The sequence below is a fragment of the Virgibacillus phasianinus genome (assembly GCF_002216775.1).
Classification (GTDB): domain Bacteria; phylum Bacillota; class Bacilli; order Bacillales; family Amphibacillaceae; genus Virgibacillus_F; species Virgibacillus_F phasianinus.
Window position 1 is genome coordinate 2,219,261 of sequence record NZ_CP022315.1, and the last position, 25,692, is coordinate 2,244,952.

At 41.1% G+C, this 25,692-nt stretch carries 23 protein-coding genes and 1 riboswitch; of the genes, 13 read left to right on the forward strand and 10 right to left on the reverse strand.

The genetic code is table 11. The features are described 5' to 3' along the window. The first annotated feature begins 125 nt into the window (after positions 1 to 125). From CFK37_RS10640 to CFK37_RS10660, 5 genes are all read left to right on the forward strand, one after another. Positions 126 to 821: a sugar phosphate isomerase/epimerase family protein gene (locus tag CFK37_RS10640; protein ID WP_172840491.1), complete on the forward strand. Its 696-nt coding sequence runs from the start codon at positions 126 to 128 to the stop codon at positions 819 to 821. Between the two features lie 12 nt (positions 822 to 833). Further along, positions 834 to 1,553 carry a ThuA domain-containing protein gene (locus tag CFK37_RS10645; RefSeq protein ID WP_089061835.1) on the forward strand — a complete coding sequence of 240 codons (720 nt, stop codon included), beginning with the start codon at positions 834 to 836 and terminating at the stop codon, positions 1,551 to 1,553. 51 nt (positions 1,554 to 1,604) lie between these two features. Beyond that, entirely contained in the window at positions 1,605 to 2,645 is a 1,041-nt protein-coding gene (locus CFK37_RS10650) for a Gfo/Idh/MocA family protein (protein WP_089061836.1), read from the forward strand. 17 nt (positions 2,646 to 2,662) lie between these two features. Further along, on the forward strand, positions 2,663 to 3,631 hold the full coding sequence (locus CFK37_RS10655; protein WP_089061837.1) for a sugar phosphate isomerase/epimerase family protein: 969 nt from the start codon (positions 2,663 to 2,665) through the stop codon (positions 3,629 to 3,631). A 262-nt stretch (positions 3,632 to 3,893) separates the two neighbouring features. Continuing rightward, positions 3,894 to 5,591 (forward strand): peptide ABC transporter substrate-binding protein, encoded by a 1,698-nt coding sequence (locus CFK37_RS10660; RefSeq protein WP_089061838.1) that lies wholly within the window; start codon positions 3,894 to 3,896, stop codon positions 5,589 to 5,591. Between the two features lie 54 nt (positions 5,592 to 5,645). Here CFK37_RS10660 and CFK37_RS10665 read toward each other — a convergent pair whose 3' ends face one another. Next, positions 5,646 to 6,179 carry a transcription repressor NadR gene (locus CFK37_RS10665; protein WP_089061839.1) on the reverse strand — a complete coding sequence of 178 codons (534 nt, stop codon included), beginning with the start codon at positions 6,177 to 6,179 and terminating at the stop codon, positions 5,646 to 5,648. 4 nt (positions 6,180 to 6,183) lie between these two features. After that, entirely contained in the window at positions 6,184 to 7,332 is a 1,149-nt protein-coding gene (locus CFK37_RS10670) for an IscS subfamily cysteine desulfurase (RefSeq protein WP_425445385.1), read from the reverse strand. A gap of 584 nt (positions 7,333 to 7,916) precedes the next feature. Between CFK37_RS10670 and CFK37_RS10675 the strand changes: the two genes are divergently transcribed. From CFK37_RS10675 to nadA, 4 genes are all read left to right on the forward strand, one after another. After that, positions 7,917 to 9,164 (forward strand): IS110 family RNA-guided transposase, encoded by a 1,248-nt coding sequence (locus CFK37_RS10675; RefSeq protein WP_089060090.1) that lies wholly within the window; start codon positions 7,917 to 7,919, stop codon positions 9,162 to 9,164. A gap of 731 nt (positions 9,165 to 9,895) precedes the next feature. After that, positions 9,896 to 11,434 carry an L-aspartate oxidase gene (gene nadB / locus CFK37_RS10680; protein WP_089061841.1) on the forward strand — a complete coding sequence of 513 codons (1,539 nt, stop codon included), beginning with the start codon at positions 9,896 to 9,898 and terminating at the stop codon, positions 11,432 to 11,434. Next, positions 11,431 to 12,261: a carboxylating nicotinate-nucleotide diphosphorylase gene (gene nadC, locus CFK37_RS10685; RefSeq protein WP_089061842.1), complete on the forward strand. Its 831-nt coding sequence runs from the start codon at positions 11,431 to 11,433 to the stop codon at positions 12,259 to 12,261. Before nadB ends, nadC begins: the two co-directional genes overlap by 4 nt. 11 nt (positions 12,262 to 12,272) lie before the next feature. Beyond that, the gene (gene nadA, locus CFK37_RS10690) at positions 12,273 to 13,382 is read left to right on the forward strand and encodes a quinolinate synthase NadA (protein ID WP_089061843.1); all 1,110 of its coding nucleotides are present in this window, start codon (positions 12,273 to 12,275) and stop codon (positions 13,380 to 13,382) included. 48 nt (positions 13,383 to 13,430) lie between these two features. On the opposite strand, the gene CFK37_RS10695 is transcribed toward nadA, so the two are convergent. Then, positions 13,431 to 14,249, reverse strand: a complete 819-nt coding sequence (locus CFK37_RS10695) for an alpha/beta fold hydrolase (protein WP_089061844.1) — start codon at positions 14,247 to 14,249, stop codon at positions 13,431 to 13,433. A gap of 166 nt (positions 14,250 to 14,415) precedes the next feature. On the opposite strand from CFK37_RS10695, the gene CFK37_RS10700 reads away from it, so the two are divergent. Next, complete coding sequence (locus CFK37_RS10700; protein WP_089061845.1) at positions 14,416 to 15,276, forward strand: chemotaxis protein; 861 nt, start codon at positions 14,416 to 14,418, stop codon at positions 15,274 to 15,276. A 119-nt stretch (positions 15,277 to 15,395) separates the two neighbouring features. Here the strand turns inward: CFK37_RS10700 and CFK37_RS10705 are convergent, their stop codons facing one another. Genes CFK37_RS10705 through rfbA form a run of 7 tightly spaced genes read right to left on the reverse strand, consistent with a single transcriptional unit; the run spans position 15,396 to position 22,141 of the window. After that, positions 15,396 to 17,087: a DUF6044 family protein gene (locus CFK37_RS10705; protein WP_089061846.1), complete on the reverse strand. Its 1,692-nt coding sequence runs from the start codon at positions 17,085 to 17,087 to the stop codon at positions 15,396 to 15,398. Continuing rightward, complete coding sequence (rffA, locus tag CFK37_RS10710) at positions 17,050 to 18,174, reverse strand: dTDP-4-amino-4,6-dideoxygalactose transaminase (RefSeq protein ID WP_089061847.1); 1,125 nt, start codon at positions 18,172 to 18,174, stop codon at positions 17,050 to 17,052. The genes CFK37_RS10705 and rffA overlap by 38 nt, the downstream gene beginning before the upstream one ends. 10 nt (positions 18,175 to 18,184) lie before the next feature. Beyond that, positions 18,185 to 18,550 carry an EamA family transporter gene (locus CFK37_RS10715; RefSeq protein ID WP_089061848.1) on the reverse strand — a complete coding sequence of 122 codons (366 nt, stop codon included), beginning with the start codon at positions 18,548 to 18,550 and terminating at the stop codon, positions 18,185 to 18,187. A gap of 2 nt (positions 18,551 to 18,552) precedes the next feature. Further along, entirely contained in the window at positions 18,553 to 19,239 is a 687-nt protein-coding gene (locus CFK37_RS10720; RefSeq protein ID WP_089061849.1) for a GNAT family N-acetyltransferase, read from the reverse strand. A gap of 4 nt (positions 19,240 to 19,243) precedes the next feature. After that, the gene (locus tag CFK37_RS10725; RefSeq protein ID WP_281251592.1) at positions 19,244 to 20,218 is read right to left on the reverse strand and encodes a glycosyltransferase; all 975 of its coding nucleotides are present in this window, start codon (positions 20,216 to 20,218) and stop codon (positions 19,244 to 19,246) included. Then, a complete protein-coding gene (gene rfbB / locus CFK37_RS10730; protein ID WP_089061851.1) occupies positions 20,182 to 21,216 on the reverse strand; it encodes a dTDP-glucose 4,6-dehydratase in 1,035 nt (344 codons plus the stop codon). The genes CFK37_RS10725 and rfbB overlap by 37 nt, the downstream gene beginning before the upstream one ends. Beyond that, positions 21,209 to 22,141, reverse strand: coding sequence for a glucose-1-phosphate thymidylyltransferase RfbA (gene rfbA, locus CFK37_RS10735; RefSeq protein WP_089061852.1), 933 nt, complete (start codon positions 22,139 to 22,141; stop codon positions 21,209 to 21,211). The genes rfbB and rfbA overlap by 8 nt, the downstream gene beginning before the upstream one ends. A 636-nt stretch (positions 22,142 to 22,777) precedes the next feature. Continuing rightward, a riboswitch (PreQ1 riboswitch) is annotated at positions 22,778 to 22,824 on the forward strand. Between the two features lie 63 nt (positions 22,825 to 22,887). Here rfbA and queF point away from each other — a divergent pair. From queF to CFK37_RS10750, 3 genes are all read left to right on the forward strand, one after another. Beyond that, positions 22,888 to 23,385, forward strand: a complete 498-nt coding sequence (gene queF, locus CFK37_RS10740; RefSeq protein WP_089061853.1) for a preQ(1) synthase — start codon at positions 22,888 to 22,890, stop codon at positions 23,383 to 23,385. A gap of 116 nt (positions 23,386 to 23,501) precedes the next feature. Further along, a complete protein-coding gene (locus CFK37_RS10745) occupies positions 23,502 to 24,257 on the forward strand; it encodes an alpha/beta hydrolase (protein ID WP_089061854.1) in 756 nt (251 codons plus the stop codon). A 46-nt stretch (positions 24,258 to 24,303) separates the two neighbouring features. After that, positions 24,304 to 25,638 (forward strand): YjiH family protein, encoded by a 1,335-nt coding sequence (locus CFK37_RS10750; protein ID WP_089061855.1) that lies wholly within the window; start codon positions 24,304 to 24,306, stop codon positions 25,636 to 25,638. The last annotated feature ends 54 nt before the right edge of the window (positions 25,639 to 25,692 follow it).

A 25,692-nucleotide genomic window follows, 5' to 3' on the forward strand; every position in this document is an offset into this window, starting at 1 on the left:
GTTCTTGTCAAAAAGCCCAGATTTTCTTAAGTAACAGTTTTAGAAATCTATCGAGAGGAGAATAGCTTATCCAAAACATAGGTTTGCAATTGTATTCTGTCCGGGAGGCGGCTGAGAAGGACTTTTTGGGAACGGTCCGAAAAGTTGCTGACATGGGCTATGATGCTGTTCAGTTTGCAGGTTTTTTTGGAACACCAGCAAGTGTGGTCAAGCGCACTTTGAATGAAAAAGGTATTCGTGTGGCGGGGAGTCATACAGGTCTGGATCTTTTAACAGATGATAAATTAAAAGAAACGATCCTGTATAATAAAAAGATTAATAATGACTTACTCATTTGTCCGTATTTGCCTGAGGAAAAACGGAATTCGCGCGATGCTTATCAGCGGACAGCGGAACAGTTTAATGAGATCGGACGAATTTGTCAGCAGAATGGGATGAGATTCGCATACCACAACCATAATTTTGAATTTGAAACATTCAGTGGTGTTACTGGATTTGAGTTACTTTTTGGTGAAACAGATACAGAACTGGTTAAAATGGAACTTGATTGTTTTTGGGCAAATTATGCGGGCTACCGTGCAGAGTCAATTATTGAAAAATACGGTAACCGGGTTGTATCGTTGCATATGAAGGATATGAATCAGGGCAAGAAAAGTATTGAAATTGGAGCAGGTACGCTTGATATTGCTGGGCTTATACATACTGCTAAGAATCAGGGTGTGAGTTGGTTAGTGGTTGAACAGGAAGATTTCGATCGCGATCCAATGGACTGTGCGAAAACCAACCAGGACAATTTGCGTACGCTGCTTACTACAAATTAGGAGTGAAATGAAATGAATGTAACAGTATGGAATGAATATCGTCATGAAAAGGAAAATTCGGTAGTTGCCGATATCTATCCAAAAGGAATACATGGGGCAATTGCTGATTTCCTGCAGAAGGAAGGATTGAATACACGGACTGCGACGTTAGATGAACCGGAGCATGGATTAACGGAAGAAGTGCTTGATCATACAGATGTACTTGTCTGGTGGGGTCATAAAGCACATAACGAGGTTACGGAAGAAGTAGCGGAGCGGGTAAAGCAGCGCGTACTAGATGGCATGGGCCTAGTTGTACTGCATTCTGGACATTTTTCTAAAGTATTTCAAAAGTTAATGGGAACCGGTTGCGATTTAAAGTGGCGCGAGGCAGATGAAAAAGAACGTCTTTGGGTTGTGGACCCGAGTCACCCAATTACAGAAGGACTTGGCCAATACATTGAACTCGAAAAAGAAGAGATGTATGGGGAACATTTTGATATACCTGCACCAGATCAATTAATATTTGTCAGCTGGTTTGAAGGCGGCGAAGTGTTCCGCAGCGGAGCAACGTTTACTCGTGGAAGAGGAAAGATATTCTACTTCAGGCCGGGTCATGAAACATATCCTACTTATTATAATAAGGAAATTCAACAGGTTATTAAAAACGGTGTTAAATGGGTGAAAAATACCAATACACCTAAGCATGTCTACGGAAATGCCAAACCACTGGAGGAAATTAAATCGAAATAGGTTTTGGTGATACCAGCATTTAGCTGGTGTCACATTAAAGGGGGTAGTAAAGTGGCCAAATTAAAGATGGGGATCATTGGAGCAGGAGGAATTGCGCAGGACCGGCATATTCCGGCATATCTAAACTTGCAGGATGAAGTGGAGCTTACGGCTGTGCAAGATTTAAATGTTGAACGTGCACAGGAAGTAGCGGATAAGTTTACCATTCCACTTGTGTTTCAGGATTACAAGGACTTGTTTGCACAGGTTGATGCAGTGACAATCTGCACACCAAATAAGTTTCATTCAGAAATTGCCATTCAGGCGCTTGAAGCAGGGGTTCATGTATTATGCGAAAAACCAATGGCAATTACCGCGAAGGAATGCAAAGAAATGATTGCAGCATCAGAAAAAGCAAATAAGCAGTTATCGATTGGCTTCCATTATCGCCATACACAGGAGGCACGTGTTGCAAAGCAAGCTATTATCAACGGGGAGATTGGTGATCCATTAGTATGCCGAATGCGGGCAATGCGACGCCGAAAGGTTCCTGGCTGGGGCGTTTTTACCAATAAGGAACTGCAGGGTGGAGGCAGTTTGATTGATTGGGGCTGTCATTTTCTTGATTTATCGCTTTGGTTACTTGGCAATCCAAAGCCAGTTGAGGTAATGGGCACAACATATAATCGCTTGAGTAAAACACCTAATCAATTAAACGAATGGGGTGTTTTTGACCATGAAACGTTTGATGTGGATGACCACGTAACAGGCTATATTACATTTGAAAATGGCGTATCACTGATGCTGGAATGCTCTTGGTCAGCAAATATTAAAGAAGATGAAACTAGCTTAAGCATTTCGGGTGTTGATGGTGGACTAAGTGTCTATCCGTTTGAGTTGTATCAGGCCAAATATGGGACGTTCTTTAATGGAGAGGCGAAATTTGCTTCCGATGCTGATCAGGCAGGACTTTTACAAGCACAAAATTTCGTTGCTAGCTGTCTTGGGGAAGCGGAATTAATTGTGAAGCCTAAGCAGGCTTTGCAAGTGACCAGGCTGATGGAGGCTATTTATTTAAGCAGTGAAACGGGACGAAGTGTAAGATTAGATTAAAAATAGGGGTGATACATATGAAATTAGGCGTATTTGCCGTGTTATTTTCAGAGAAATCGTTTGAAGAAATGCTCGACGAGGCGAAGAAAACAGGACTGGACGCAGTTGAAATTGGAACTGGTGGAAATCCAGGGGATGCACATTGTAATGTAGATGAATTATTGGAAAGCGAAGAAAAGCGAAAGGACTACTTGGACAAGATTCATTCACGTGGGTTAACAATCAGTGCATTCAGCTGCCATGGTAACCCGATTTCTCCAGATCAAAAGGTCGCCAACGCAGCACACCAGGATTTTGTGAAAACCGTAAAACTGGCGGAACTTATGAACGTTCCAGTTGTAAATACATTTTCCGGAACCCCGGGTGATCACGAAGGAGCGAAATACCCAAACTGGCCAGTAACGCCATGGCCTACTGAGTACTCCGATATTTTACAATGGCAATGGGAAGAAAAGCTTATTCCATACTGGAAAGAGCAGGGGCAGTTTGCCAAGGATCATGGTGTGAAGGTTGGACTTGAACTTCATGCTGGATTTCTTGTCCATACGCCATATACAATGCTGAAATTACGGGAAGCAACCTGTGATGCTATTGGAGCAAATCTGGACCCAAGTCATCTATGGTGGCAAGGGATTGATCCAGTTGCCGCAATTAAAATTTTGGGTAAGGAGAACGCGATTCACCATTTCCACGCGAAAGACACCTATATTGATCAGGAAAATGTAAATATGTACGGCCTGACCGATATGCAGCCGTATGGCGAAGTTCAAACCCGCGCATGGAGCTTCCGTTCGGTTGGATATGGTCACGGAGTTCAAGAGTGGTCCAATATCATCAGTGCCTTGCGAACATATGGCTATGATTATGTAGTCAGTATTGAGCACGAAGATCCAATCATGTCAATTGACGAAGGGTTCAGTAAAGCAGTTGCTAATTTAAAAAGTGTTAATATAACAGAAAAACCTGCCGACATGTGGTGGGCATAAGTCTAAGAACAGGGACTCGGGTAGAAATACTCGGGTCCTTTTTTCTTCACAGCAGTTTATAAATTTTGTGTCAACAACAATCTATAAGAAATAGCCTTTCCTTAAGATGGGACCTTGAGCTTTTTTTAGGTAGCTTGACCTATTTAACAGAATTTTTATAAAAATATAATGCAAAATAGTTTGAAAAATTGTATAATGGTCGATGTAGGTTTTCAGCCTATAACAAGCTATCTAGATAAAATAGCAAAAGGGGGTAATTAGCATGAAACTTTCGAAGTATTCATTACTGTTAGCGATGGGTCTGTTGCTTGCAGTATTCATGGTCGCATGTTCTGGGGGAGATAGCAGTGAAAAATCTTCTGGTGAATCAGACGAAACATCGAACGAATCAGCAAGTGCAAGTGAAGATGTGGAACAGGTATTTAATCTGATCAATGGTGATACCATTCCTACCATGGATTCTTCCATGGCAACGGATGAGTATGCGTTTCAATTCCTGAATGAAACAATGGAAGGTCTATACCGGCTTGGAGAAAACGTTGAGCTTAAACCAGGTATCGCGAAAGACCATAAAGTAAGTGATGATGGGTTAACATGGACATTTGACCTACGAGAAGACGCTGTGTGGTCGAACGGTGATCCTGTAACTGCCCATGATTTTGTATATGCCTGGAGACGTGCAGTAAATCCTAAAACTGGATCTGAATATGGTCCATACATGATGGGTGGAGTTATTAAGAATGCTACAGCTGTCAGTGAAGGTGAAATGCCAGTAGAAAAATTAGGTGTTAAGGCCGATGGGGATTATACATTAGTTGTCACATTAGAAAAGCCAACTCCTTATTTCGAATCGCTGGCTGCATTTGTAACTTTTTTACCATTGAATGAAAAATTCGTGGAGAAACAGGGCGATAAATATGCAACAAGCACTGATACATTACTTTTTAACGGTCCATTTACTTTATCTGACTGGAAGAGTACATCGTCTTCCTGGAATTTGATAAAGAACGAAAAATATTGGGATGCTGAATCCGTAAAATTAAATAAGATTACTTATGATGTAGTGAAAGACCCACAAACTGCTGTGGATTTATATGAAAAGGGTGAAGTTGATCGCGCTGGACTATCATCCGACTTGGTTGATAAATATTCTTCACATGAAGATTTTGAAATTGTTCCTGGCACAGGGGTATTCTATTTGAAGTTTAACCAAACAACCTCTGATGCACTTGCCAACGTAAATATTCGTAAGGCAATCAGCAGAGCAATCAATAAACAGGCTTTAGTCGATGAGATTCTTAACAATGGATCTGTCGTAGCAAATGGACTGATTCCATCAGACTTCTCCAAACATCCTGAAACAGGAGAGGACTTCCGGGAAATTAATGGAGATCTAGTAACATTTGACGTCGATAAGGCGCAGGAGTTCTGGAAAAAGGGACTTGAAGAGATTGGCAAGGAAAAAGTTACACTGGAGTTCTTAGGCGGCGATGGGGAAACAACAAAGACGATGAATGAGTACATTGCAAATCAATTAGAATCAAATCTTCCAGGGTTAGAAATCACTCTGAAGCAGGTACCATTTGAGCAGCGTCTTGAGTTAGATACGAAGATGGATTACCAAATTCAGTTTGCTGGATGGTTACCAGATTTTCTCGATCCATATACCTTCTTAAACCTATGGTTAACAGATGGCGGGAATAATATGATGGGTTATTCAGACCCTAAATATGATAAATTGGTTCAAAGTACGGTAAATGAATTGGCATTGGAACCGGTTAAACGTTATGAAGCATTCTTGGAAGCAGAAAAGGTATTGTTTGAGGATGCAGCGATTGCACCTCTTTACCAAGAAGCTGGAGCAGTACTAACATCTCCAAAAATGAAAGGATACATCCGAAATCCAATGGGCGCACCTACTGAATACAAGTGGGCTTATGCAGTTCCAGTAGAGGAATAGGATGAGGGAAAATCGAGCACATTTCCAAATGGAATGTGCTCGATTTTTCTACAGTTATAGTAAAATATCAGCCTTCTTTAGATCCTCACAGGCGGCTTCAATTTTTTCTTTGGTATCTGCTTCTATGGTGTGCATATGGATGCCTTCCGTCAACGTGGACAGGTAGGCTGCATTGGTATCTTGGATCTTTTTGATGAAATTTTGTACCTCGCTGCGATTGCTAACCATGAGAGAAGCGGTCAAGTCACCATATACCGGATGCTCGACTGTTACATCCTTAACCAATACCCCGTGATCGACAATGATGTTTAACTCGTTCTCCGTCTGGTCAGGATGATGTTTACAGGCGATAATAAGCTTGTGCGCTGCCTCGTTTGGAGTTTCCTGAATATACATATAACCTTGACTCGTTGCAATGATTGGTTCATTTTTTGCCTTTAAAATGGATACATCCTGCACAATTACCTGCCTGCTTACATTTGCTTTTTGCGCAAACTCACTTCCAGTAATCGGCCGATGTTCAGCTTTTAAGCTGTCCAAAATTAACGCCTGTCTTTTGGCAGATGTGAACTTTTCCGTTCTATCCATGTGCTTAACCTCCTTTGGATTGAAGGAATTTATTGATAATATATCGCAATGTCTCAGCCGTCTTACCAATGTCTTCTGTTGTAGTATGTTTTCCAAACGATAGCCGGATAAACTGTTTTGCGGATGAGTCGGAATAACCTAATGCTTTCATCGTTCGTGATGGTTCTTGCTTTCCAACCTGACAGGCACTGCCGGTCGAAATTGCGATGCCATAGCGGTTGCCTTCCAACATGACATACTGCCCTTCCATTCCATCGATTCGAAGTCCGAGTATGTGTGGTAAATAGTCTGTCGGATGACCCTCAATATGAGATTTGACAGTCGCCTGTTTTAATTCATTCATAAGCGCACTTCTCAGTGAATCTATCCGTCCTTGTTCCTTTATTCTATCATTACACACTGCTATAGCGGAAGTGACAAACGCTGCAATTCCCGGAACGTTTACTGTACCAGGTCGAAACCCCATTTCATGCGTAGTATTGGTTATTTGTGCCTGCCATTTTACCTCAGGATTGATATAAACAGCACCAACTCCCTTTGGCCCGTATAATTTATGGCTCGAAATCGATAGACTATCGATTTTCAATGTGGTAAGGCTAATAGGGACTTTTCCAAACGCCTGAACAGCATCACAATGGAATAAAATCTGATGCTGATGAAGCAATGTTCCAATCGATTCTATCGGATGTATGGTCCCTATTTCACTGTTGCCATATTGAATGGATGCTAGAATGGTCGTTTTACGTATGGCTTTTCTTACAGAATCTAACTGAACCTGTCCATGTTCATCAAGGGGGAGATAGGTAACGTCAAATCCAGCATTCTCCATTTTCTTGAAAAAATGATAGACCGAAGAATGCTCGGATATGGTTGTGATCAAATGGTTCCCCTTCCCATTATGTGCATCGATGAGTGAGGAAAGTGCAAGTATATTAGATTCAGATCCACCACTAGTAAAATATATTCCTTGATGGGGACAATCCAGTAGTGCTGCAAGTTCTTTACGGCTCGTATCGAGTAACCGCGAAGCACGAGAACCAACATCATGCATACTGTTTGGATTACCAAAAAATGATTTCGAAACCTGATTAAATATATCCAAGGATTCCTCAGACATTGGTGTTGTAGCGGCATAATCTAAATAAATCAAGATAGCATCCCCTTTCAAACATTTTAAATTGTGTATTAAAAATTGACTGTTTCCTAAAAAGATTATTGTTTTTGACGTAAAATCCACAGACTGCGGCATAACTAATAACCTGCCACCGCTGCTTAAAAAACACTGCGCTTTCCGTGGGCAGCTGCTGAGCCTCCTCGAGCTTACGCTCTCCGGGGTCTCATCTAGGCTTCTGCTCCCACAGGACAAGGAATGCTTCCCCGAATAGGCATCGCACGAAGAAAAAGTGCTTTTCTTTTTCGAGGAGTCTCCGTGTTTATAATCATGCCTTTCGCTTCGCTCAAGGCACAAAACGACATGAAATAAACCTTGCGCTCCGCATTAATTTGGCTATTCTAGAATTATAGAGCTATTTCGCACACTACAAATCACGTGGAGGTAAGTGGGTTATTCCGACAGCGGAGTGACCGCGTGTTTATATGTGTAGATTACCTTTTCAAGCACAAATAAGTGTGCCATCGAGCACGAAGACTTATCTTTGTATAAACAACAACTCGTTTATAGCTGGGTAATCAGTCCCTGCGATCTATCTCTATATATTCTAGAGAGGAGTGCTTTATATGGGTTTAAAAATCGTTTACCCCATTTGTTGTGGCATTGATGTCCACAAAAGATTTGTGGTTGCCTGTATTGCCTCAACAGATCATCAAGGAGTGACTTCCTACAAAAACCATCGCTTTTCCACCTATACCAATGGGTTGAGAAAGCTGTTACAGTGGCTTTTGGAAAACAATTGTCTAGATGTCTGTATGGAATCTACCGGGAAATACTGGATTCCCGTGTTCAATATCTTAGAGGATTCCTGCAACATCACTCTAGCACATCCCAAGTATGTGAAGGCAATCCGTGGCAAAAAGACAGATAAGAAAGACGCCAAATGGATTGCGGATTTGTTTAAACATGATCTGGTGGCAGGGAGTTTTATGCCTCCGGCTAGGATCAGGCAGCTCCGTGACTTGATGCGTTATCGTTCGAAACTAACCAATTTTACATCTAGTGAAAAGAATCGATTACAAAACAGTTTAACAGTTTCGAACATCCAACTTGGAAGTGCGGTGTCTGATACCTTTGGAAAAACCTCGATGAATATTATCGAAAAACTATTAGAAAATCCAACGGAAACGGATTTTGATATCGAACCACTAGTTTACGGGGCTCTTAGAAATAAGATTCCAGAACTAAAACTTGCCATGGATGGTTTTATTACACCGGAACAAGCGGGGAAAATAACAGTTATTAAACAACATTATGAGGACCTGCAGGAACGTAAAGCAGACCTTGAAAAACTGATTCTTTCCCTTGCCGAGCCCTACATGGAGGAAATCAATCTGCTTCTAACTGTTCCGTCCATCAAAAACATCTTTACCGCGATTGCCATCATCTCAGAAATAGGTGTCAATATGGACGTGTTCCCGACAGCGAAGCATTCTTGTTCCTGGGCAGGGCTAACACCAACGAATAACGAAAGTGCCGGCAAGAAAAAGTCAGTTAGGATTTCGAGAGCAGGGGTCTATATTAAACCCCTTTTGGTACAGTGTGCTACCTCTGTAGTCAAAAGTGAAAAACATCCCGAGATCCGGAACCGCTACTTAAGAATTAAAAAACGTCGCGGTCACAAACGTGCCATTATCGCCATAGCACGAATGTTGTTAACTGCAATATACCACATTTTAAAGAAAAAGGAATCCTATAATCCAGATTTATATCAAAAAGCTGATGTTCTTCCAGTAAGCCGTGAGATCACGGTCGAACAAGCTATTTTGTTAGCAAAATCACAAGGTTTTCGGATTATGGAGAAAGCTACTTAACCTCTATATCGCAACATCCAGTATTTGCCAAATCCTCATCCAAGCGATGGCTTATTAGTTATGCCCATTTATTCCAGGAACTGCTCAGTGACTTATTTCAGACTTTCCTCCGCTAACATGGGACTTGGCAACGCTACCTGCTTATCCACTAATACGATGGTGTCTTACGCTCCTGACCGTTGACTCCTGCGGGACAGCACAGGCTGAAGACCCCGCAGATTGGGTTTAATGGCACTGAAAAAGTGGTGGATTTTAGAAATTTTGTTTTTGACCTTTACTTAGCATCTTGAATATACGGAGACTCCTTGAAAAAGAAACCCACTTTTTCTGCGTGCGATGTATTTCAAGGGAGCTTTCCTTGTCCTGCGGGAAGTGAGAGGTCGGCGAGACCCCGGAGGACGGCAGTCCGAGGAGGCTCGCCACTCGCCCGCGGAAAGCGCAGTATATTCAAAATGCGATGATAGATCCACATATTTGTGTATTAACTATACCTTTTTCAGTTCCCCGATCGAAGGCTTGAGGAGGCCATGAAAGCGAGTGTTTTTCCACAGCGGCCGTCGTGGTGCCAAACATAATTTTAGTACGTCCAGTTGATATCAACTGCGATGATAGTGGCAAGAAATTATTCAAAAACAGCTTAAAAATAAAAAACGCTTGCTAATAGTGTAATCTTATGTAAATATAGGTGTCAAGACAGTTAAATATACACATAATAATCGAGGCGATAAAATATGGCTTTTGACGATGTCATTATTATTGGCAGTGGGATTGCTGCGTTAACAGCTGCCGAAAAATTAGCGACGGATAGAAATGTGATTATATTCACAAAGTCCAAAAGAACGGTTAGCAATTCTTTCCATGCTCAAGGTGGTATCGCGGCCGCAGTTGATCAAGGTGATACCTGGGAGGAGCATTTGAAAGATACAGAAGTTGCCGGGTGTCAGCATAGTGATTTAGAAAATTTGCAAATGCTCATGAAAAAGGCGCCTAAGCATCTTTTTGACTTAGCTGGTCGAGGACTGGAATTTGATCGAAATAAGAATGGTGAATGGAACCTGGGAAGGGAAGGTGGTCATTTAAAAAGAAGAATTTTACATGCCGGCGGAGATGCAACAGGGAAGGCATTAATGACATTTATGCTTAAGCAGATCAAAAGCAAAGTTACGATTCTGGAAGATGAAATGGTCATCGATTTGATTGTTCGGAATCAGCATTGTATCGGTATCAAAACGAAAACTAGTGCTGGTAACGTAATCAATCATTTTGCTGGTGCTACGATTCTTGCTACCGGGGGATGTGGGCAGCTTTATGCATACACATCAAACGATTCAACCATAACTGGAGACGGGATTGCAATGGCGTTTCGTGCGGGCGTCCAGTTAGTCGATATGGAATTCGTTCAGTTTCATCCAACGTTACTTTTCGATGGCATTAACACAATTGGGCTTGTTTCAGAGGCAGTAAGGGGAGAAGGTGCTTATCTGGTTAATGACAGCAACCGGCGGATTATGGAAAGCGTCCATAAACAGAAGGATTTGGCGCCACGAGATATTGTTGCCCGAACAATTTTTAAGGAACGCGCCCACGGAAAAAATGTTTATCTAAATATATCCAATGTGAAAAACTTTTCAGATCGGTTTCCAAGTATATCAAGAATGTGTGTGGAAAGTGGAATTGACCTAGAAGGGAATTTGCTTCCCGTTACACCGGGTGCTCATTTTATGATGGGTGGTGTAAAGGCGGATACCTCTGGTCAAACTTCGCTAAGTGGATTGTATGCAGTAGGGGAGACGGCATGTACCGGTGTTCATGGTGCAAACCGTGTTGCCAGTAATTCACTTTTAGAAGGAATTGTCTTTGGAAACATGACAGCAGAAAGTATTTTAAATCAAAATAACCCGGTTGTTGAAGAATCAATAGCAGCTAAAAAGAGCGGCATTCCGGTGAATTTACCTGCCAAGGAAACAATAAAACAGAGAATGATGCGTGATGTTGGAGTGGTCCGGGGGAAACGGGGATTGCGAAAGATGATTCAGTGGCTTGGGCAGTACCGTTTTTCGGGCGTTGACCTGGATGGGTTGTCCGTAGACGAGGTTGAAAGAATCAATATGATGACAACAGCATGGCTGATAACCACCTCTGCATGGAAGCGAAAAGAAAGCCGCGGAGCCCATTACCGGTCGGATTACCCCACTTCAAACGGTATAGAAAAAAGGCAGGAAATTGTGCGTCAAAAAGAATCAGAACTAGTTGAGGAGATCCTGATATGAATCATTTAAAATTACGAACACTCTTACAATCGTTTTTACTTGAAGACATTGGTGACAACGACCTTACAAGTATGGCAATTTTTCCACCTGATGAACTAGGAAAAGGGGTTTTCAAAGCGAAGGCAGATGGAATTGTTTCCGGATTACAAATTATTAAGGTAGCCTATCAATTGCTCGACAGCCGAGTGGTTGTTGATTGTTTTTTCAAGGACGGCAATCAGGTGAAAAAAGGGGAAACAATTGCGGAAGTACATGGTCCAATTTTTGCAATTCTTAGTGGAGAGCGGGTAATCTTGAACCTTGTCCAGCGAATGAGCGGGATTGCAACGCTTACCAGGAAATGTGTGGATACATTGAACGATCCATCTATCAATCTATGTGATACACGAAAAACGATACCAGGATTACGCATGCTTGATAAACACGCCGTTGTAACCGGAGGAGGCAGGAATCATCGCTTTGGGCTTTATGACGGTGTGATGATTAAGGATAACCATATTTCATTTTGTGGATCGATTTCAAAGGCAGTTGCCGCGGTACATGAAACGATTGGACACATGGTGAAGGTGGAGGTCGAAACAGAGACAAAGGATGAAGTGTTAGAGGCAGTTAAGGCTGGTGCGGATGTGATTATGTTTGATAACCGGAAACCGGATAAAGTGCGGGAGTTCACAGCCCTTGTGCCAAAGTCCATCATAACCGAAGCTTCTGGCGGGATAACACCTGCTAATTTAGCGGACTATGCAGATACAGGGGTAGATTATATTTCATTAGGTTTTCTGACCCATTCTGTACAATCATTAGATATTAGTTTACTAGTTCGATAGGAGGGTGAACCATGAGTTTACTGGATATGATTCAAAATAATGACGTACAAATGATTCCAGATCATTATAGGTCCATGACGTTTGAGGAGATGGAAGCACGTGTTAAAGAAATAAAAGAGAAGTTAGGAAGCAAAGTTTTTATTCCCGGCCACCACTACCAAAAGGATGAGGTTATTCAGTTTGCAGATGTCACAGGTGACTCCTTGCAGCTTGCACAGGTATCGGCTAAAAATTCACTGGCAGAATTTATCGTATTTTGTGGTGTGCATTTTATGGCGGAAACAGCTGACATTTTGACCGGAGACGAACAAAAAGTAATCCTGCCGGATATGCGCGCCGGCTGTTCAATGGCTGATATGGCGAATATCAAACAAACGGAACGTGGCTGGCAAGAAATGCAACTGACGTTTGGCGATACAATAATTCCGTTAACGTATGTGAATTCTACTGCCGCAATCAAAGGTTTTGTTGGAATGAACGGCGGGGCGACTGTAACATCATCGAATGCGAAAAAGATGCTCAAATGGGCACTGTCACAAAAGGAACGTATTTTATTTTTACCTGATCAGCATCTAGGACGAAATACGGCATATGATTTGGGAATTCCTTTGGAGGAAATGGCAGTATGGGATCCAATTTTGGAGCGTTTCGAATATGAGGGAGATTTGCGCCAGGTGCGCGTGATCTTATGGAAGGGGCATTGCTCTGTCCATGAGAATTTCACTGTTAGGAACATCGAAGATATTAGAACACAAGATCCAGAAGTGAACATTATTGTACATCCGGAATGCAGTCGTGAGGTTGTTGCATTAGCTGATTACGCTGGATCAACGAAATTTATCATTGAAACGATTGGAAATGCGGGGCCTGGTACGAAGTGGGCGGTTGGAACGGAAATGAATCTCGTCAATCGTTTGACGAAACGGCATTCAGATAAAACGGTTTTTTCATTGAATCCGCAAATGTGCCCATGCCTGACCATGAACCGAATTGACTTGCCACATCTGTTATGGACAATGGAAACGATTGAACAAGGCAAAATGATGAATCAGATTAAGGTAGATTCGGAGATTGCCAGGTGGGCAGGAGTAGCTCTCGAGCGGATGCTTGAACGCGTATAGAAGTATCTATCATTTTTTCTGGGAGGTGCCGGCACCTCCCGAAATCTGTTAATTGGAAAACCGTGCAAACTCATAATTAAATTTATCCATCTCACAGTAAAATAGTCCATGCCCACTATTCATAAATGGAATTAGCTCAGCGTGTCTTATTTCATTATTCATTGCCTCAGCAAGCGGGAATGGGCAAATTACATCATGAATTCCGTGAAAAATGCCGGTTGGAACTCGTATCATGGATAAGTCCCGCCATAGCTCTTCATCCCGAAGTGAGACTGCGGTCCTTGCTGTTGCATTGCCAGAGGCTTCAAGTGCCAGGCTTTGTACCCAATTCGCAAAACTATCAGAAACTGGTTGGTAGAAAAACTTTTCCCCGAATTCCTTAATCATTTCAGGCCTGTCAGTGTACGTTTGCACAATCAGTTTATTAACATCTTCTTTTGTCATATTTGTTAATCCAACGGGAAAACCAGGGCGCTTTGTGAAAATTGGAGCAGCTGCAGCAAGAAGTGCCAGCTTCCTTACTTTATACCCCATATGCCGTGCCATGTATCGAATGACAATTGCCCCACCCATCGAATGACCGGCGAGTATGATATTGTTTACCCTGATGTTTTCCAAAATAACTCGAATATCATCGGCCAAACGATCGTATGAATACCCTGACCAGGGCTTATCTGATTTGCCAAAACCCCTTAGGTCAATACCAATGCACCGATATCCCCATTTCGGAAGTTGATTATACTGATATTCAAATATTTTATTATTTTGTGGCCATCCATGTATAAAAACAATTGGCTTACCATCGCTTGGTCCGACGTCATTCACATAAATATCCACACCATGTTCAACAGTAATATAGTAACCCATTCAAATACCCCCACATTATAACTTCGGTTTTATCTTATGCCCAAAGAGTAGGGAGGGTACCCACTTGTTATGTGAAAAACTCCAAAAGAATAGGTCAAATTCACCTTAACGAATTCCCTCCAAAGGGGTACCATTATAAAAAGTACTATTATCTGGAGGTGCTAATATGACTCAAAAAATTGCGATAGCATTTTTGCATGGGGCAGGAACACCAGATGAAAATTTTGCTGAAGAGATGATTCGAAAGATTAAAGAGGGATTTTCCAATAAATTGGGAATTGAAAAAGCCGAAGAAGAACTTGTAGTTGAAGCTGTATTTTGGTCAGCGGTTTTTGAAAAAGAAGAGAAGGCTTTATTAAAAAGGCTGCAGCAAAATACAGACCTAGATTACACGAGATTACGCCGTTTTGTTGTCGAATTTTTGGCGGACGCTGTAGCATACCAACCAACAAAGCAAGGAAAACAGAATTATGATTTGGTCAATTCTTTTTTAGCGGAATCAATCCGGAAACTAAAAGAAAAGGCAGGCCCAAATGCACCATTATGTATGGTAAGTCATAGTCTGGGGTCTGTGGTAGCCAGTAATTATTTCTATGATTTACAATTTGAACGGGGCAATATCGGCCCGCGGACAAACAGCATTGCTTCCAATACTCCGATTGAGCAGGCTGAGACATTGGCATTATTTTACACAATGGGCAGCCCGTTAGCGTTATGGGCAATGCGGTTCCCAGACTTTGGAGTACCGATCCATGTTCCTTCTCCTGGTATTCGTACCATTTACCCAAATGTTAAGGGTGAATGGGTAAATTTCTATGATAAGGATGATGTATTAGCGTTTCCGTTAAAAGGTTTAAACAAAAAGTATCAGACCACTGTAACTGCAGATATTGTGGTTAGGGCTGGCGGGTGGCTGACAGGATGGACGCCATTGTCACACAGTAAATATAACACTGATTCAGAGGTCATTAAACCTATCGTGGAGGGCCTGGTTAGAACCTGGAAACAAGTAAATGGAATAAATTAATAAGTAAAATCGCTCGGACCACCAGATTGGCCGGAGCGATTTTGTTCGTTAACAGCTTTAAATTGCCGTATTATCCTGGTTTTCGATCAACATTACGACGGGCGCGCCCTGAACTTTTCCTATTTAATCTTATACAAATAAACCTTCCAAGGAGATTGCTTATTTTCAAAGGCTTTCTTGAATGTTAGATCAATCTCCCCATGGTTCTTGATTGGCAAAGCCGAGAACACATAGTCCCCGCCCAGTTCTTTTAATGCCTTGGTATTAATATCCAAGTCTTCAATAACCCTTTTGCTGTTTTTGGTAAACAGGTAGTGTTTGCCAATGTCACTGACAAACATGTATGCCCGACTGCCCCATGTATCATAATAATTTTCCAGTGTTGGGCTTTCTTCAAGCTCCGGAGCAATCACTTTGCGAAACTTTTTCTTATAGGCGAGCGGGTAGCTCGTGTTGTATGTATCAAGGGTGTAAAAGCCATTATACTGGGCGATTGTTGGGTGCATTGCAACACTAACAATTCGGTAGTCCGACAGGTCTTTGCCAATATAATCCTCTATTTCTTGAAACAGGGCGGTAGAATAAAATTCGTTAAATGTCGGTGTGCCGATTTCTGCGTATTTATGTTCTTCGTTAAGCGGGAAAAGCAGGACACATTGACCGACAATTAACAAAGCAACCAGTACCCTTCCAAATCTGACATGTTTCCATAAAACCGCTAGTGCCAAGGCGAAACAGATATACCAAAACATCGGATGCAGAAAATGAATTCGGCTGAAGTTAAATGTATTAGCAACCATGAAATTGTCTTTCAAAAGACGCATTCCTTCCCAGTACCAGAATGCATAAATAAGCGAAAGCAGTGCATTGGCAACAAGACACCAGACCAGCCATTTCGGCTTCAATTTACAAACTGCTGCTACTAGTAGAGCGAGTCCAACCACTGGGTAAATCAGCTGAAAATGCAGGTCCATATCGTGGGTGTGACCATGATAAAAGTTCTCAAGAAACAATTCCAGCGTTCCTTGTAAATCCTTGTGACCCAGATCAAGTTCATCGCGATGTGAAGTGAAACTGCTGCTCACAAACATCGAATAAATCACTAGGTAATTTTTGATTAAATATAGTGAACTCATCACAAAAATGGCAAGGAAGAACGGCAGATTGAAATCTTTTGAACGAATTAGGTCCACCAGCCATAAAAGTCCAATCAAACTTAGGAAAAAGACAAATGTCAGGATAAAGCTTGAGAAGAATGGAAACAAAAATATAATCATCCAATAGATTTTTGGTGTATGTTCCGCACGGCTTCGAATCGTTAAAAAGATATGTAATGCTAACGGCAGTCCTGCGATGGATAATTCCCCGGACGGCCAATAGGGCAGTAAAGAAAATCCTAGCGCAACACCAACCCATATCCAGGTGGACCTTATGTGGGGCAGCACCGTCTTTTTCAATAATAGGTACATCCCAAAAAATGCAACGAAACGCATGACCGTCTGATTAATCACATATGCAGGAAAAGGTCCAAACAGTACATACAGCCATACCATTGCATCTAACCCGGATGGAAGTGAACTTCTCGGGAGGCCGTTTATTACATTATCAAATTCAGTGTATGGCATGGAAAATATATTTCCACTTTCAGCAATCATCTTATACCAGACAATATTGGAGTCCAAATTATCGTGAACCCGGATATGGGTGTCTGCCCCAAGAATATAATAAGGCATTAAATAGCCGAGAATGATCAGGCACGCAATCAGGATGAATTTATTTTTTAAAATAGCTGTGTAGATGGGTGACCACATGATTGATATCCTCTTCTTCCATTCCATAGTAAAGCGGCAGCCGCACGAGTCTTTCGCTGTCCCTTGTTGTATAGAGATCCTCACCAATAAATCTACCATATTTTTCCCCGGCGTGTGAAGAATGTAATGGAACATAATGGGAAACAGCCATAATATCATGGGCTTTCAGATATTCGATTAGTTGCTGACGCGTATTTTCATCATCCGTTTTCAGATAGTACATATGCGCATTGTGTGAACAATCTTCTGGGATAAACGGAAGTGAGACTGACTCGTTTAACGTCTGCAAGGCCTGATGATAGTGGTTCCATGTACTTAATCGATCATCATTAATATGATCCGCGTTTTGTAATTGGGCGTATAAATAGGCAGCGTTTAGATCGCTTAATAAAAATGACGATCCAATGTCACGCCATGTATATTTATCAACCATTCCCTTGATAAACTGGGAGCGGTTCGTACCTTTTTCCTGGATAATTTCAGCACGGTCAATGGCATCAGATTCATTAACTAGTAATGCCCCGCCTTCACCGCAAGTATAATTCTTGGTTTCGTGAAAACTAATTGTTCCAAAATGGCCGATTGTTCCTAATGGCTTTCCTTTATAATTGCTCATAAGTGCCTGGGCTGCATCTTCAATCACCCATAAATGATGACGATTAGCGATTTTCATGATGGCGTCCATGTCACAGGATACGCCGGCGTAATGGACAACAACAATCGCTTTCGTATGCTTCGTGATTGCGCGTTCTATAGCTGCTGGGTCAATATTCATGGTTTCCGGCTCGACATCAACGAAACGAATGGATGCACCTCTGAGGGCAAAGGCATTTGCTGTTGAAACAAATGTGTACGATGGCATAATAATCTCGTCACCTCCAGTTGCCTCAATCAACAGCCCAGTCATCTCCAGTGCTGCTGTACATGATGGTGTTAGTAATGCTTTTTCACAGTTCAAGTGATTTTCAAGCCAATCTGTACATCTCTTCCCAAAAGGGCCATTACCAGATAATTTCGGTGTCTGAATCGCCTTTTGGATATATCTTTGTTCATTTCCCGTGACACATGGTCGGTTAAATGGAATCATAGCTACCACCTCATATCGATTGACTTGTAACAATAATGCCTAAAACAATCAGCGATAGTCCGATTACTTTTTGGCTGGTAACCGGTTCGCCAAACAAGAATACAGAAAGTAAAAAAACGAGTACAAAAGAAAGACTCATAAATGGATACGCAAAACTTATATTAAATTTTGTCATGGCCGCCATCCAAAAGAGCGAGGCGACGAATGCGGAGAGGAAGCCGGACAAAATCAATGGGTCAAGCAGCAGGCGGAAGATAAAAATCGCCTTGTCGAACCATTCCTCTGGTAAACTTCCATATTGATCAATTTTCCATTTTAGGATCAATTGCCCATAAACGGTAAAAATGATTGTCGCAAAAATATATGCAAATCCCATAGCTATATTCCAACTTTAGCGGATCGATTTATTTTATGGTAAACGTCGACAGTGTTTTTAAGTTTAAAACCCAGCGATTGAAATAGATTTAGTGATGCCACGTTCGCCGCTGAAATAGACGTTCTTAGCTGTGAATGACCAAACTTAATCTGTTCAAAGCATCCTTGACTGACAAAGGATTTGGCTAATCCTTTACTTCGGAATTCTTCTTTCATTCCCATCAATAGAACTTTATCCTCCTCAAACGCATAAAAGCCTGCTATCTGGTCTTCATAAAGCAGGGAAAATACCTTTTTTGCCTCCATCAGATCCTTTACCCAATTGACATAGCGTTTATCAGCCTGGTCATTCGGAATATTAAAATCGCGGTGAAAGCGGCCATGCATAAAGGCCTCATCAGCGATTTGGATGATTTCTGAAGGGTCATATTCAGTTGATATAGACGTTCCATCACGTACGAATAAGCGCAGGTCATCCTTTTTGCAAACAGGTTCAATTAAGGTATCCATGTAATAAAATCCATATTTTAATAGCATTTCAGGGTTATCAAGCGGATTCACTTTTAAGGTGAAGTGCCCCTGTTTATCCACTGTTTCTTCCAAAGCAGATTCAGTGGAAGCGGTCAGTTCATACGTATTCATGTTAAAGTTTCGTTTGTCCCAAGGAGTTTCTTGTAAATAATTGCTCATGTTCTCATCTCCGTTCATCCTGCTCATCAAATGACGCTGTTTTTTCCTGAATCAGGTAAATTGGCCTTGCCTTCGTTTCATTAAATACTTTTCCAATATATAAACCAAGGATGCCAAAGTTAAAAAAGATTAATCCGCCAATAAAATAAATAGAAACCATTACACTAGTCCATCCTGGTACGGGTTGGAATAGGAAGAAATAACGAAACATTAAATACATCCCATAAATAAATGAAACAAGTGAAATAAGGAACCCAAACTGGATAGACAGGCGGAGCGGTTTATTTGATTGGGAAATAATGGCGTCCGTTCCGAGCGTAATCAGTTTTTTAATATTATAGGAGGACTTCCCCTCTTTGCGTTTACTATGTTCAACAGGAACACTTGCTGCATCAAATCCCATCCATTTAATAAATAATGGAAAGAATCGATTTTGTTCATTCATTTGCCTGAATCCTTCAATCACCTTTCTGGAGCTGATGCTGAAGTTAGCTACCGTATGATCAGATGTACGGTCAGCTAAATAATCATACACTTTATAAAAAAGTCGGGAAGATGTCCGCTTAAACCAGTTATCCTGGCGAAAGGTCCTCGTTGCAAAAACAACTTCATATCCTTCCAGTGCTTTTGCATATAACGTTGAAATCTCCTCTGGTTTATCCTGCAGGTCGCAATCCATCACAACAATCCAGTCTCCAGACGTATAATCGAGTCCAGCTGTAATAGCATGATGCTGACCGAAGTTACGAGAAAGGTTAATGCCCTTAATGCTTGGGTCACCTTCGTTTAGTTCTTTAATTGTTTGCCATGCATGATCGGGACTTGCATCGTTAACTAAAATAATTTCATATCGGGCTGGAATAGCTTGAATTGTCGTTCTCACACGGTTGCAAAGCTCCTTTAAGCAAACTTCACAACCGTAAATGGGAACAACAACTGAAATTAATGGATGACTTGTTTCCATTGTGCTACATACCATTCAACGGTTTGCCTAAGCCCTGATGATAAAGTCATGGTTGGTTTCCAGCCCAGTGTTTCCTGTAACTTTGTGTCATCAACAGCGTAGCGCTGATCATGTCCTAGACGATCAGCGGTAAAGGTAATTAAGTCTTTGTAGGACTTCAAGGAAATATGTGTCGGTATGATTGGTTCAAGATCATCAAGAATCTCACAAATTTCTGTTGCTAGTTTTATATTTGTTTTCTCGTTCCCACCGCCAACATTATAGGTTTCGAGTGTTTTCCCATCGTGATAGATTGTATCTAAAGCGCGGCAATGATCCTCGACATACAGCCAATCCCTTACATTCCTGCCATCTCCATAAATGGGGATGGGCTGACCGCTTAAAGCCTTTCGGATGATCGTGGGGATCAGCTTTTCAGCATGCTGTCTTGGACCATAGTTATTGGAACTTGAGGAAATTACGACATTCATTCCGTACGTATATCCAAAACTTTTTACCAGCATATTGGCACTTGCCTTTGATGCACTGTAAGGATTACGTGGATTGTAAGGTGTTTCCTCGTGGAACTTTCCAGTTTCACCTAATGATCCATAAACTTCGTCCGTTGAAATTTGATGGAATCGTCGTTTGGCCAGTTGATTATTCTTCTCCCAGGCCTGTTTTGCTGCTTGAAGTAGTGTATAAGTGCCCTGTACATTCGTTGTTATAAATGCTTTCGCATCCTCAATCGAGTTATCGACATGCGATTCCGCTGCAAAGTGAATAACTCCAGCAATGTCATAGGTGGAAAAAAGGTCATTTACTAGTTTCTCATCAGCTATATCACCATGAATAAATTGATAGTTATTCAGGTTTTGCACCTCTGAAAGATTATTTTTTGATCCTGCATAGGTGAGTTTATCTAAATTGATAAGTTTTGAATCTGGATATTTATGCAGATAGTGGTGAATAAAGTTCGATCCAATAAAACCAGCACCCCCAGTTACTAAGAGGCTTGATTGATGGTTATTCATTTTCGACCAGTCCTAACACGGGATTGCGTTCAATGGAATCCCAGTATTGCTGAGAATGTTTCCGGCCAGCAATTTCCATTAGATACTGTCCATAATCATTCTTTTCCATTGATTTCCCTTTTTTATATAAAACTTCTTTTGATAAATACCCCATGTAGAAGGAAATTTCTTCCAAACAAGCAAGCTTGAATCCTTGGCGTTGCTGTATGTTCCGGACAAATTCCGAAGCCTCGTACAGTGACTCGTGTGTTCCTGCATCCATCCAGGCAAATCCTCGACCGAGTAATTGAACTTTCAGTTGGTCTTTGGTCAAATAGGCTTTGTTGACATCGGTAATTTCCAATTCTCCCCGTGCAGAAAGATGGAGTTTCTTGGCCATCTTGACCGCCTGATTATCGTAAATATAGAGACCTGTCACAGCAAAATCTGATTTCGGATCCTCTGGTTTTTCCTCTAATGAAACAACTTTTTGCTGTTCATCAAATTCCACGACCCCGAATCTTCTTGGATCTTTCACACGGTAACCGAAAATAGTAGCATGGTCATGACTTTGTATAGCACTACGTAAAATGTTTGTGAATCCCTGACCATAGAATATGTTATCGCCTAGAATTAGGGTGACATCATCATTGCCAATAAACTTTTCGCCAATGATTAATGCTTCGGGAATACCATTTGGTTCCACTTGTTCATGGTACGTAAGTGAGATACCTAACGTTGAGCCATCACCCAGTAATTCTTCAAATCTTGATCTGTCATGCGCTGTTGTAATTATCATAATTTCCTTTATCCCGCCAAGCATCAATATGGATAGTGGATAATAAATCATGGGTTTATCGTAGACGGCCAACAGATGTTTATTAATGCTGTTTGTGCTTGGTGAAAGCCTCGAACCAGTTCCGCCAGCAAGTATAATTCCCTTCATACATACCATCCTCCAACTTGTGATAACAGTGCTTATATATGTAATCACTATTGCCAAATCCTGAAAAAATAAACTTACAATTCCATTGCAATTTGATTGCAGAGCACCATGATAAAGGAAATAATGATTGACTTTGGGGTGCTTCGTTTATATACTTAGGCGAGTGTAACAGATTATTTAGACTGTTTTCTGAAAGATTGTTGTTGTAACACAAAATTTATACACTTGCGGCATAACTAAAATCATGTTCAGCGTCCTGCGACCGTTGTGGAAAAACATTACGCTTTTTTTAGTCGGGCCACATTAACTGACGTTCTCCGGAGTGTCGCCGATTTCTCACTTCCCGCAGGACAAGGAAAGCTCCCTTGAAATACACAGCAAAGGTTGAGGCGTCACCTGTAATTCCGTAATAATCATAGCTAATTACAGTGATTGGAGCTGCGGGTAGTCGACTCCTGCGGGATTAATAGGCATAGGTGAGACCCCGCAGTGCGTAAGCACGAGGAGGCTCACCAGCCGCCCGCGGAAAGCGACTGCCCGCAGCGGAAATCACGTTGCTTTTATGTCGCAATTTATATCAACTGCGATGATATTAGCAACAAACTATGCGAAAACAACCTTGAGTTAATAGGTAATACAGAAGAGGTTCTTAGGGTTAACCCTCTATAAAAAACTAAGGACAGATGATGAATTTTAAACCATGTGCCTTGGGCCGTGGTTTTTTTACTTACTAAGGAGGCATTTAAATGAAAGGCAGACAAGATAACGACTTAACAGATTTAACCCTGTTAGGAAACCAGGAAACTACCTATCAATTTGACTACACACCAGAAGTTTTAGAGACATTCGATAATCAACACCAGAACAGGGATTATTTTGTAAAGCTGAATTGTCCGGAATTTACCACATTATGCCCAAAGACAGGACAGCCGGATTTTGGTACGGTTTATATCAGCTACATACCAAATATTAAAATGGTTGAAAGTAAATCATTAAAGCTTTATTTATTTAGCTTCCGGAATCATGGTGATTTCCATGAAGACAGTATGAATATTATTATGAATGATTTAATCGAATTGATGGAGCCCCGCTTTATCGAAGTCTGGGGTAAATTTACACCACGCGGCGGTATTTCCATTGATCCTTATTGCAATTATGGAAAACCGGGAACTAAATTTGAACAAATGGCGGATCACCGGATGATGAATCACGATCTTTATCCAGAAAAGATTGATAACCGTTAATATGCATTAACGTCGTTCCGAAATGGGATGACGTTTTTTCTATGCTAGTATCTGTAATTGTGGTACTGTTTAATTATCAGAATTGATACTAAATTACAATTGGGAGGAATACCGTGATGGGTGAAGACTATCAAGTTATGGATGAAGCGAAGGAGTTTTATTTTCCTGGAAACAAAATTGGGGTCTTGGTAATTCATGGCTTTACCGGCAGCACGCAAAGTATGCGGTTTCTGGGAAAGCAGTTGGCAGATGCCAAGTTTACCGTTTATGGGCCACGGCTGACTGGTCATGGGACTGCACCTGAAGATATGGAAAATGCCAGTTGCCAGGATTGGATAGAAACGGTTGAGTGGGGATTGGAAAAGCTGAAAGAAACTTGTTCAGCAATATTTGTTACTGGACTATCAATGGGGGGAACGTTAACCCTATACTTAGCTGAAAGGCATTCGGAAATCAAAGGAATTATGCCGATAAATGCAGCTGTAAACTTACCAGAGTTCGCCGCCAATTATGAAAAACTATCATCTGAAGGTATTAGATTTATGGACGCAATTGGATCAGACATCAAAAAAGAAGGTGTTGAGGAACTTGCTTATCCAAAAACACCGGTGAAATCAATCAAAGAGATAGTGAGCCTGACTGATATTGTGCGAAATGATTTACAAAAAATAAACACGCCAGCATTGATTTTTTCTTCAGTGGAAGATCATGTGGTGCCACCGCAAAATGCAAAAGAAATCTATGAATCAATATCTTCAAAAGAACGTGCGATAGTTTCCATGGAAAACAGTTATCATGTGGCAACACTGGATCATGATAAAGAATTGATTGCCGAGAAGTGTATTGCGTTTATTAATAAGATAGAAAGTTGACGTTTTAAAGCAAGGAAGTTCAAAGCAAATAAAAGGGGGCGGAATTATGGAGAATACGCAAAAGGATTTTCATTTAAATGAGACAGGGAAACGCCACAATGGCGGAAACCTGGTTAAGTTTTTTGTGTTCAGTTTTATCGGTGTGTTTACGTTTTTTATACCGATAACTATTAATGGAACATCATCAATACCACTTGACCATATCGTGACCTTTATCCAAACATCCATGCCTTCATTAGTACCATATTATGCCTTAATCATTATTATTCTCGGTGCTATTTATCCTTTCTACAATAAATCGTGGAACAAGGATAGCATTAACATGGTGTTATCATTTTTTAAAATAATCGGTGTAGTTGTTGCAGTAATGCTGGTGTTTGATATTGGACCTAAATGGCTATTTGCACCAAACATGGGACCGTTCCTTTTCGACAAACTCGTAATTCCCGTCGGTGTTCTGGTGCCGATTGGTGCTGTGTTTCTAGCCTTATTAGTAGGCTATGGGCTGCTTGAGTTCATTGGTGTTTTACTGCAACCGGTAATGCGGCCAATATGGAAAACGCCAGGACGTTCCGCGATTGACGCAGTAGCATCGTTTGTTGGAAGTTACTCTATCGGTCTGCTAATCACAAATAAAGTATTTAAAGAAGGAAAATATACGATAAAAGAGGCAACCATTATTGCCACCGGATTTTCTACAGTCTCTGCAACATTCATGATTGTGGTAGCAAAAACATTAGGTCTGATGGAGATATGGAATATTTATTTCTGGGTGACACTAATCGTGACATTTCTTGTAACCGCTATCACAGTGAGGATATGGCCGTTAAATAAAGTTAGCGATGATTATTATAATGGAAAGGGAACGCCAGAACGAATTATCAAAAAGGATCGAATAAGAACCGCCTGGAATGAAGCGATGACTGCTTCAGATAATTCCCTTTCATTGCCCAAGAATATTTTAGTGAATCTGAAAGATGGGCTGATTATGACAATGGCTATATTACCATCCATTTTATCAGTTGGCTTGCTTGGATTAGTGTTAGCGGAATTCACTCCAGTTTTTGATATTATCGGCTACATTTTTTATCCGTTCACATGGATCCTGCACATACCAGAACCATTGTTAGCTGCCAAAGCCAGTGCAATAGAAATTGCAGAAATGTTTTTGCCTGCGCTATTGGTTGTTGATGCTCCACTAGTCACGAAATTTGTAATCGCAACTTTGTCTGTTTCAGCCGTTATATTCTTTTCAGCTTTAGTACCATGTATTCTTTCAACTGACATACCAATCAGCATTCCTAAATTATTGATAGTTTGGATTGAACGTACAATCTTAACATTAGTTATCGTGACACCGATAGCATATTTATTGTTATAGCGTTTCAGTTATACAATTAAAAAGCACAACGCCATGTTAAAACATAGCGCTGTG

Bases quoted from the DNA above. Each gene is read 5' to 3' on its own strand.
- CFK37_RS10645 (WP_089061835.1), top strand. From the start codon at position 834: ATGAATGTAACAGTATGGAATGAATATCGTCATGAAAAGGAAAATTCG.
- CFK37_RS10655 (WP_089061837.1), top strand. From the start codon at position 2,663: ATGAAATTAGGCGTATTTGCCGTGTTATTTTCAGAGAAATCGTTTGAA.
- CFK37_RS10660 (WP_089061838.1), top strand. From the start codon at position 3,894: ATGAAACTTTCGAAGTATTCATTACTGTTAGCGATGGGTCTGTTGCTT.
- CFK37_RS10665 (WP_089061839.1), bottom strand. From the start codon at position 6,179: ATGGATAGAACGGAAAAGTTCACATCTGCCAAAAGACAGGCGTTAATT.
- CFK37_RS10675 (WP_089060090.1), top strand. From the start codon at position 7,917: ATGGGTTTAAAAATCGTTTACCCCATTTGTTGTGGCATTGATGTCCAC.
- nadB (WP_089061841.1), top strand. From the start codon at position 9,896: ATGGCTTTTGACGATGTCATTATTATTGGCAGTGGGATTGCTGCGTTA.
- nadC (WP_089061842.1), top strand. From the start codon at position 11,431: ATGAATCATTTAAAATTACGAACACTCTTACAATCGTTTTTACTTGAA.
- nadA (WP_089061843.1), top strand. From the start codon at position 12,273: ATGAGTTTACTGGATATGATTCAAAATAATGACGTACAAATGATTCCA.
- CFK37_RS10695 (WP_089061844.1), bottom strand. From the start codon at position 14,249: ATGGGTTACTATATTACTGTTGAACATGGTGTGGATATTTATGTGAAT.
- CFK37_RS10700 (WP_089061845.1), top strand. From the start codon at position 14,416: ATGACTCAAAAAATTGCGATAGCATTTTTGCATGGGGCAGGAACACCA.
- CFK37_RS10705 (WP_089061846.1), bottom strand. From the start codon at position 17,087: ATGTGGTCACCCATCTACACAGCTATTTTAAAAAATAAATTCATCCTG.
- rffA (WP_089061847.1), bottom strand. From the start codon at position 18,174: ATGATTCCATTTAACCGACCATGTGTCACGGGAAATGAACAAAGATAT.
- CFK37_RS10715 (WP_089061848.1), bottom strand. From the start codon at position 18,550: ATGGGATTTGCATATATTTTTGCGACAATCATTTTTACCGTTTATGGG.
- CFK37_RS10720 (WP_089061849.1), bottom strand. From the start codon at position 19,239: ATGAGCAATTATTTACAAGAAACTCCTTGGGACAAACGAAACTTTAAC.
- CFK37_RS10725 (WP_281251592.1), bottom strand. From the start codon at position 20,218: ATGGTATGTAGCACAATGGAAACAAGTCATCCATTAATTTCAGTTGTT.
- rfbB (WP_089061851.1), bottom strand. From the start codon at position 21,216: ATGAATAACCATCAATCAAGCCTCTTAGTAACTGGGGGTGCTGGTTTT.
- rfbA (WP_089061852.1), bottom strand. From the start codon at position 22,141: ATGAAGGGAATTATACTTGCTGGCGGAACTGGTTCGAGGCTTTCACCA.
- queF (WP_089061853.1), top strand. From the start codon at position 22,888: ATGAAAGGCAGACAAGATAACGACTTAACAGATTTAACCCTGTTAGGA.
- CFK37_RS10745 (WP_089061854.1), top strand. From the start codon at position 23,502: ATGGGTGAAGACTATCAAGTTATGGATGAAGCGAAGGAGTTTTATTTT.
- CFK37_RS10750 (WP_089061855.1), top strand. From the start codon at position 24,304: ATGGAGAATACGCAAAAGGATTTTCATTTAAATGAGACAGGGAAACGC.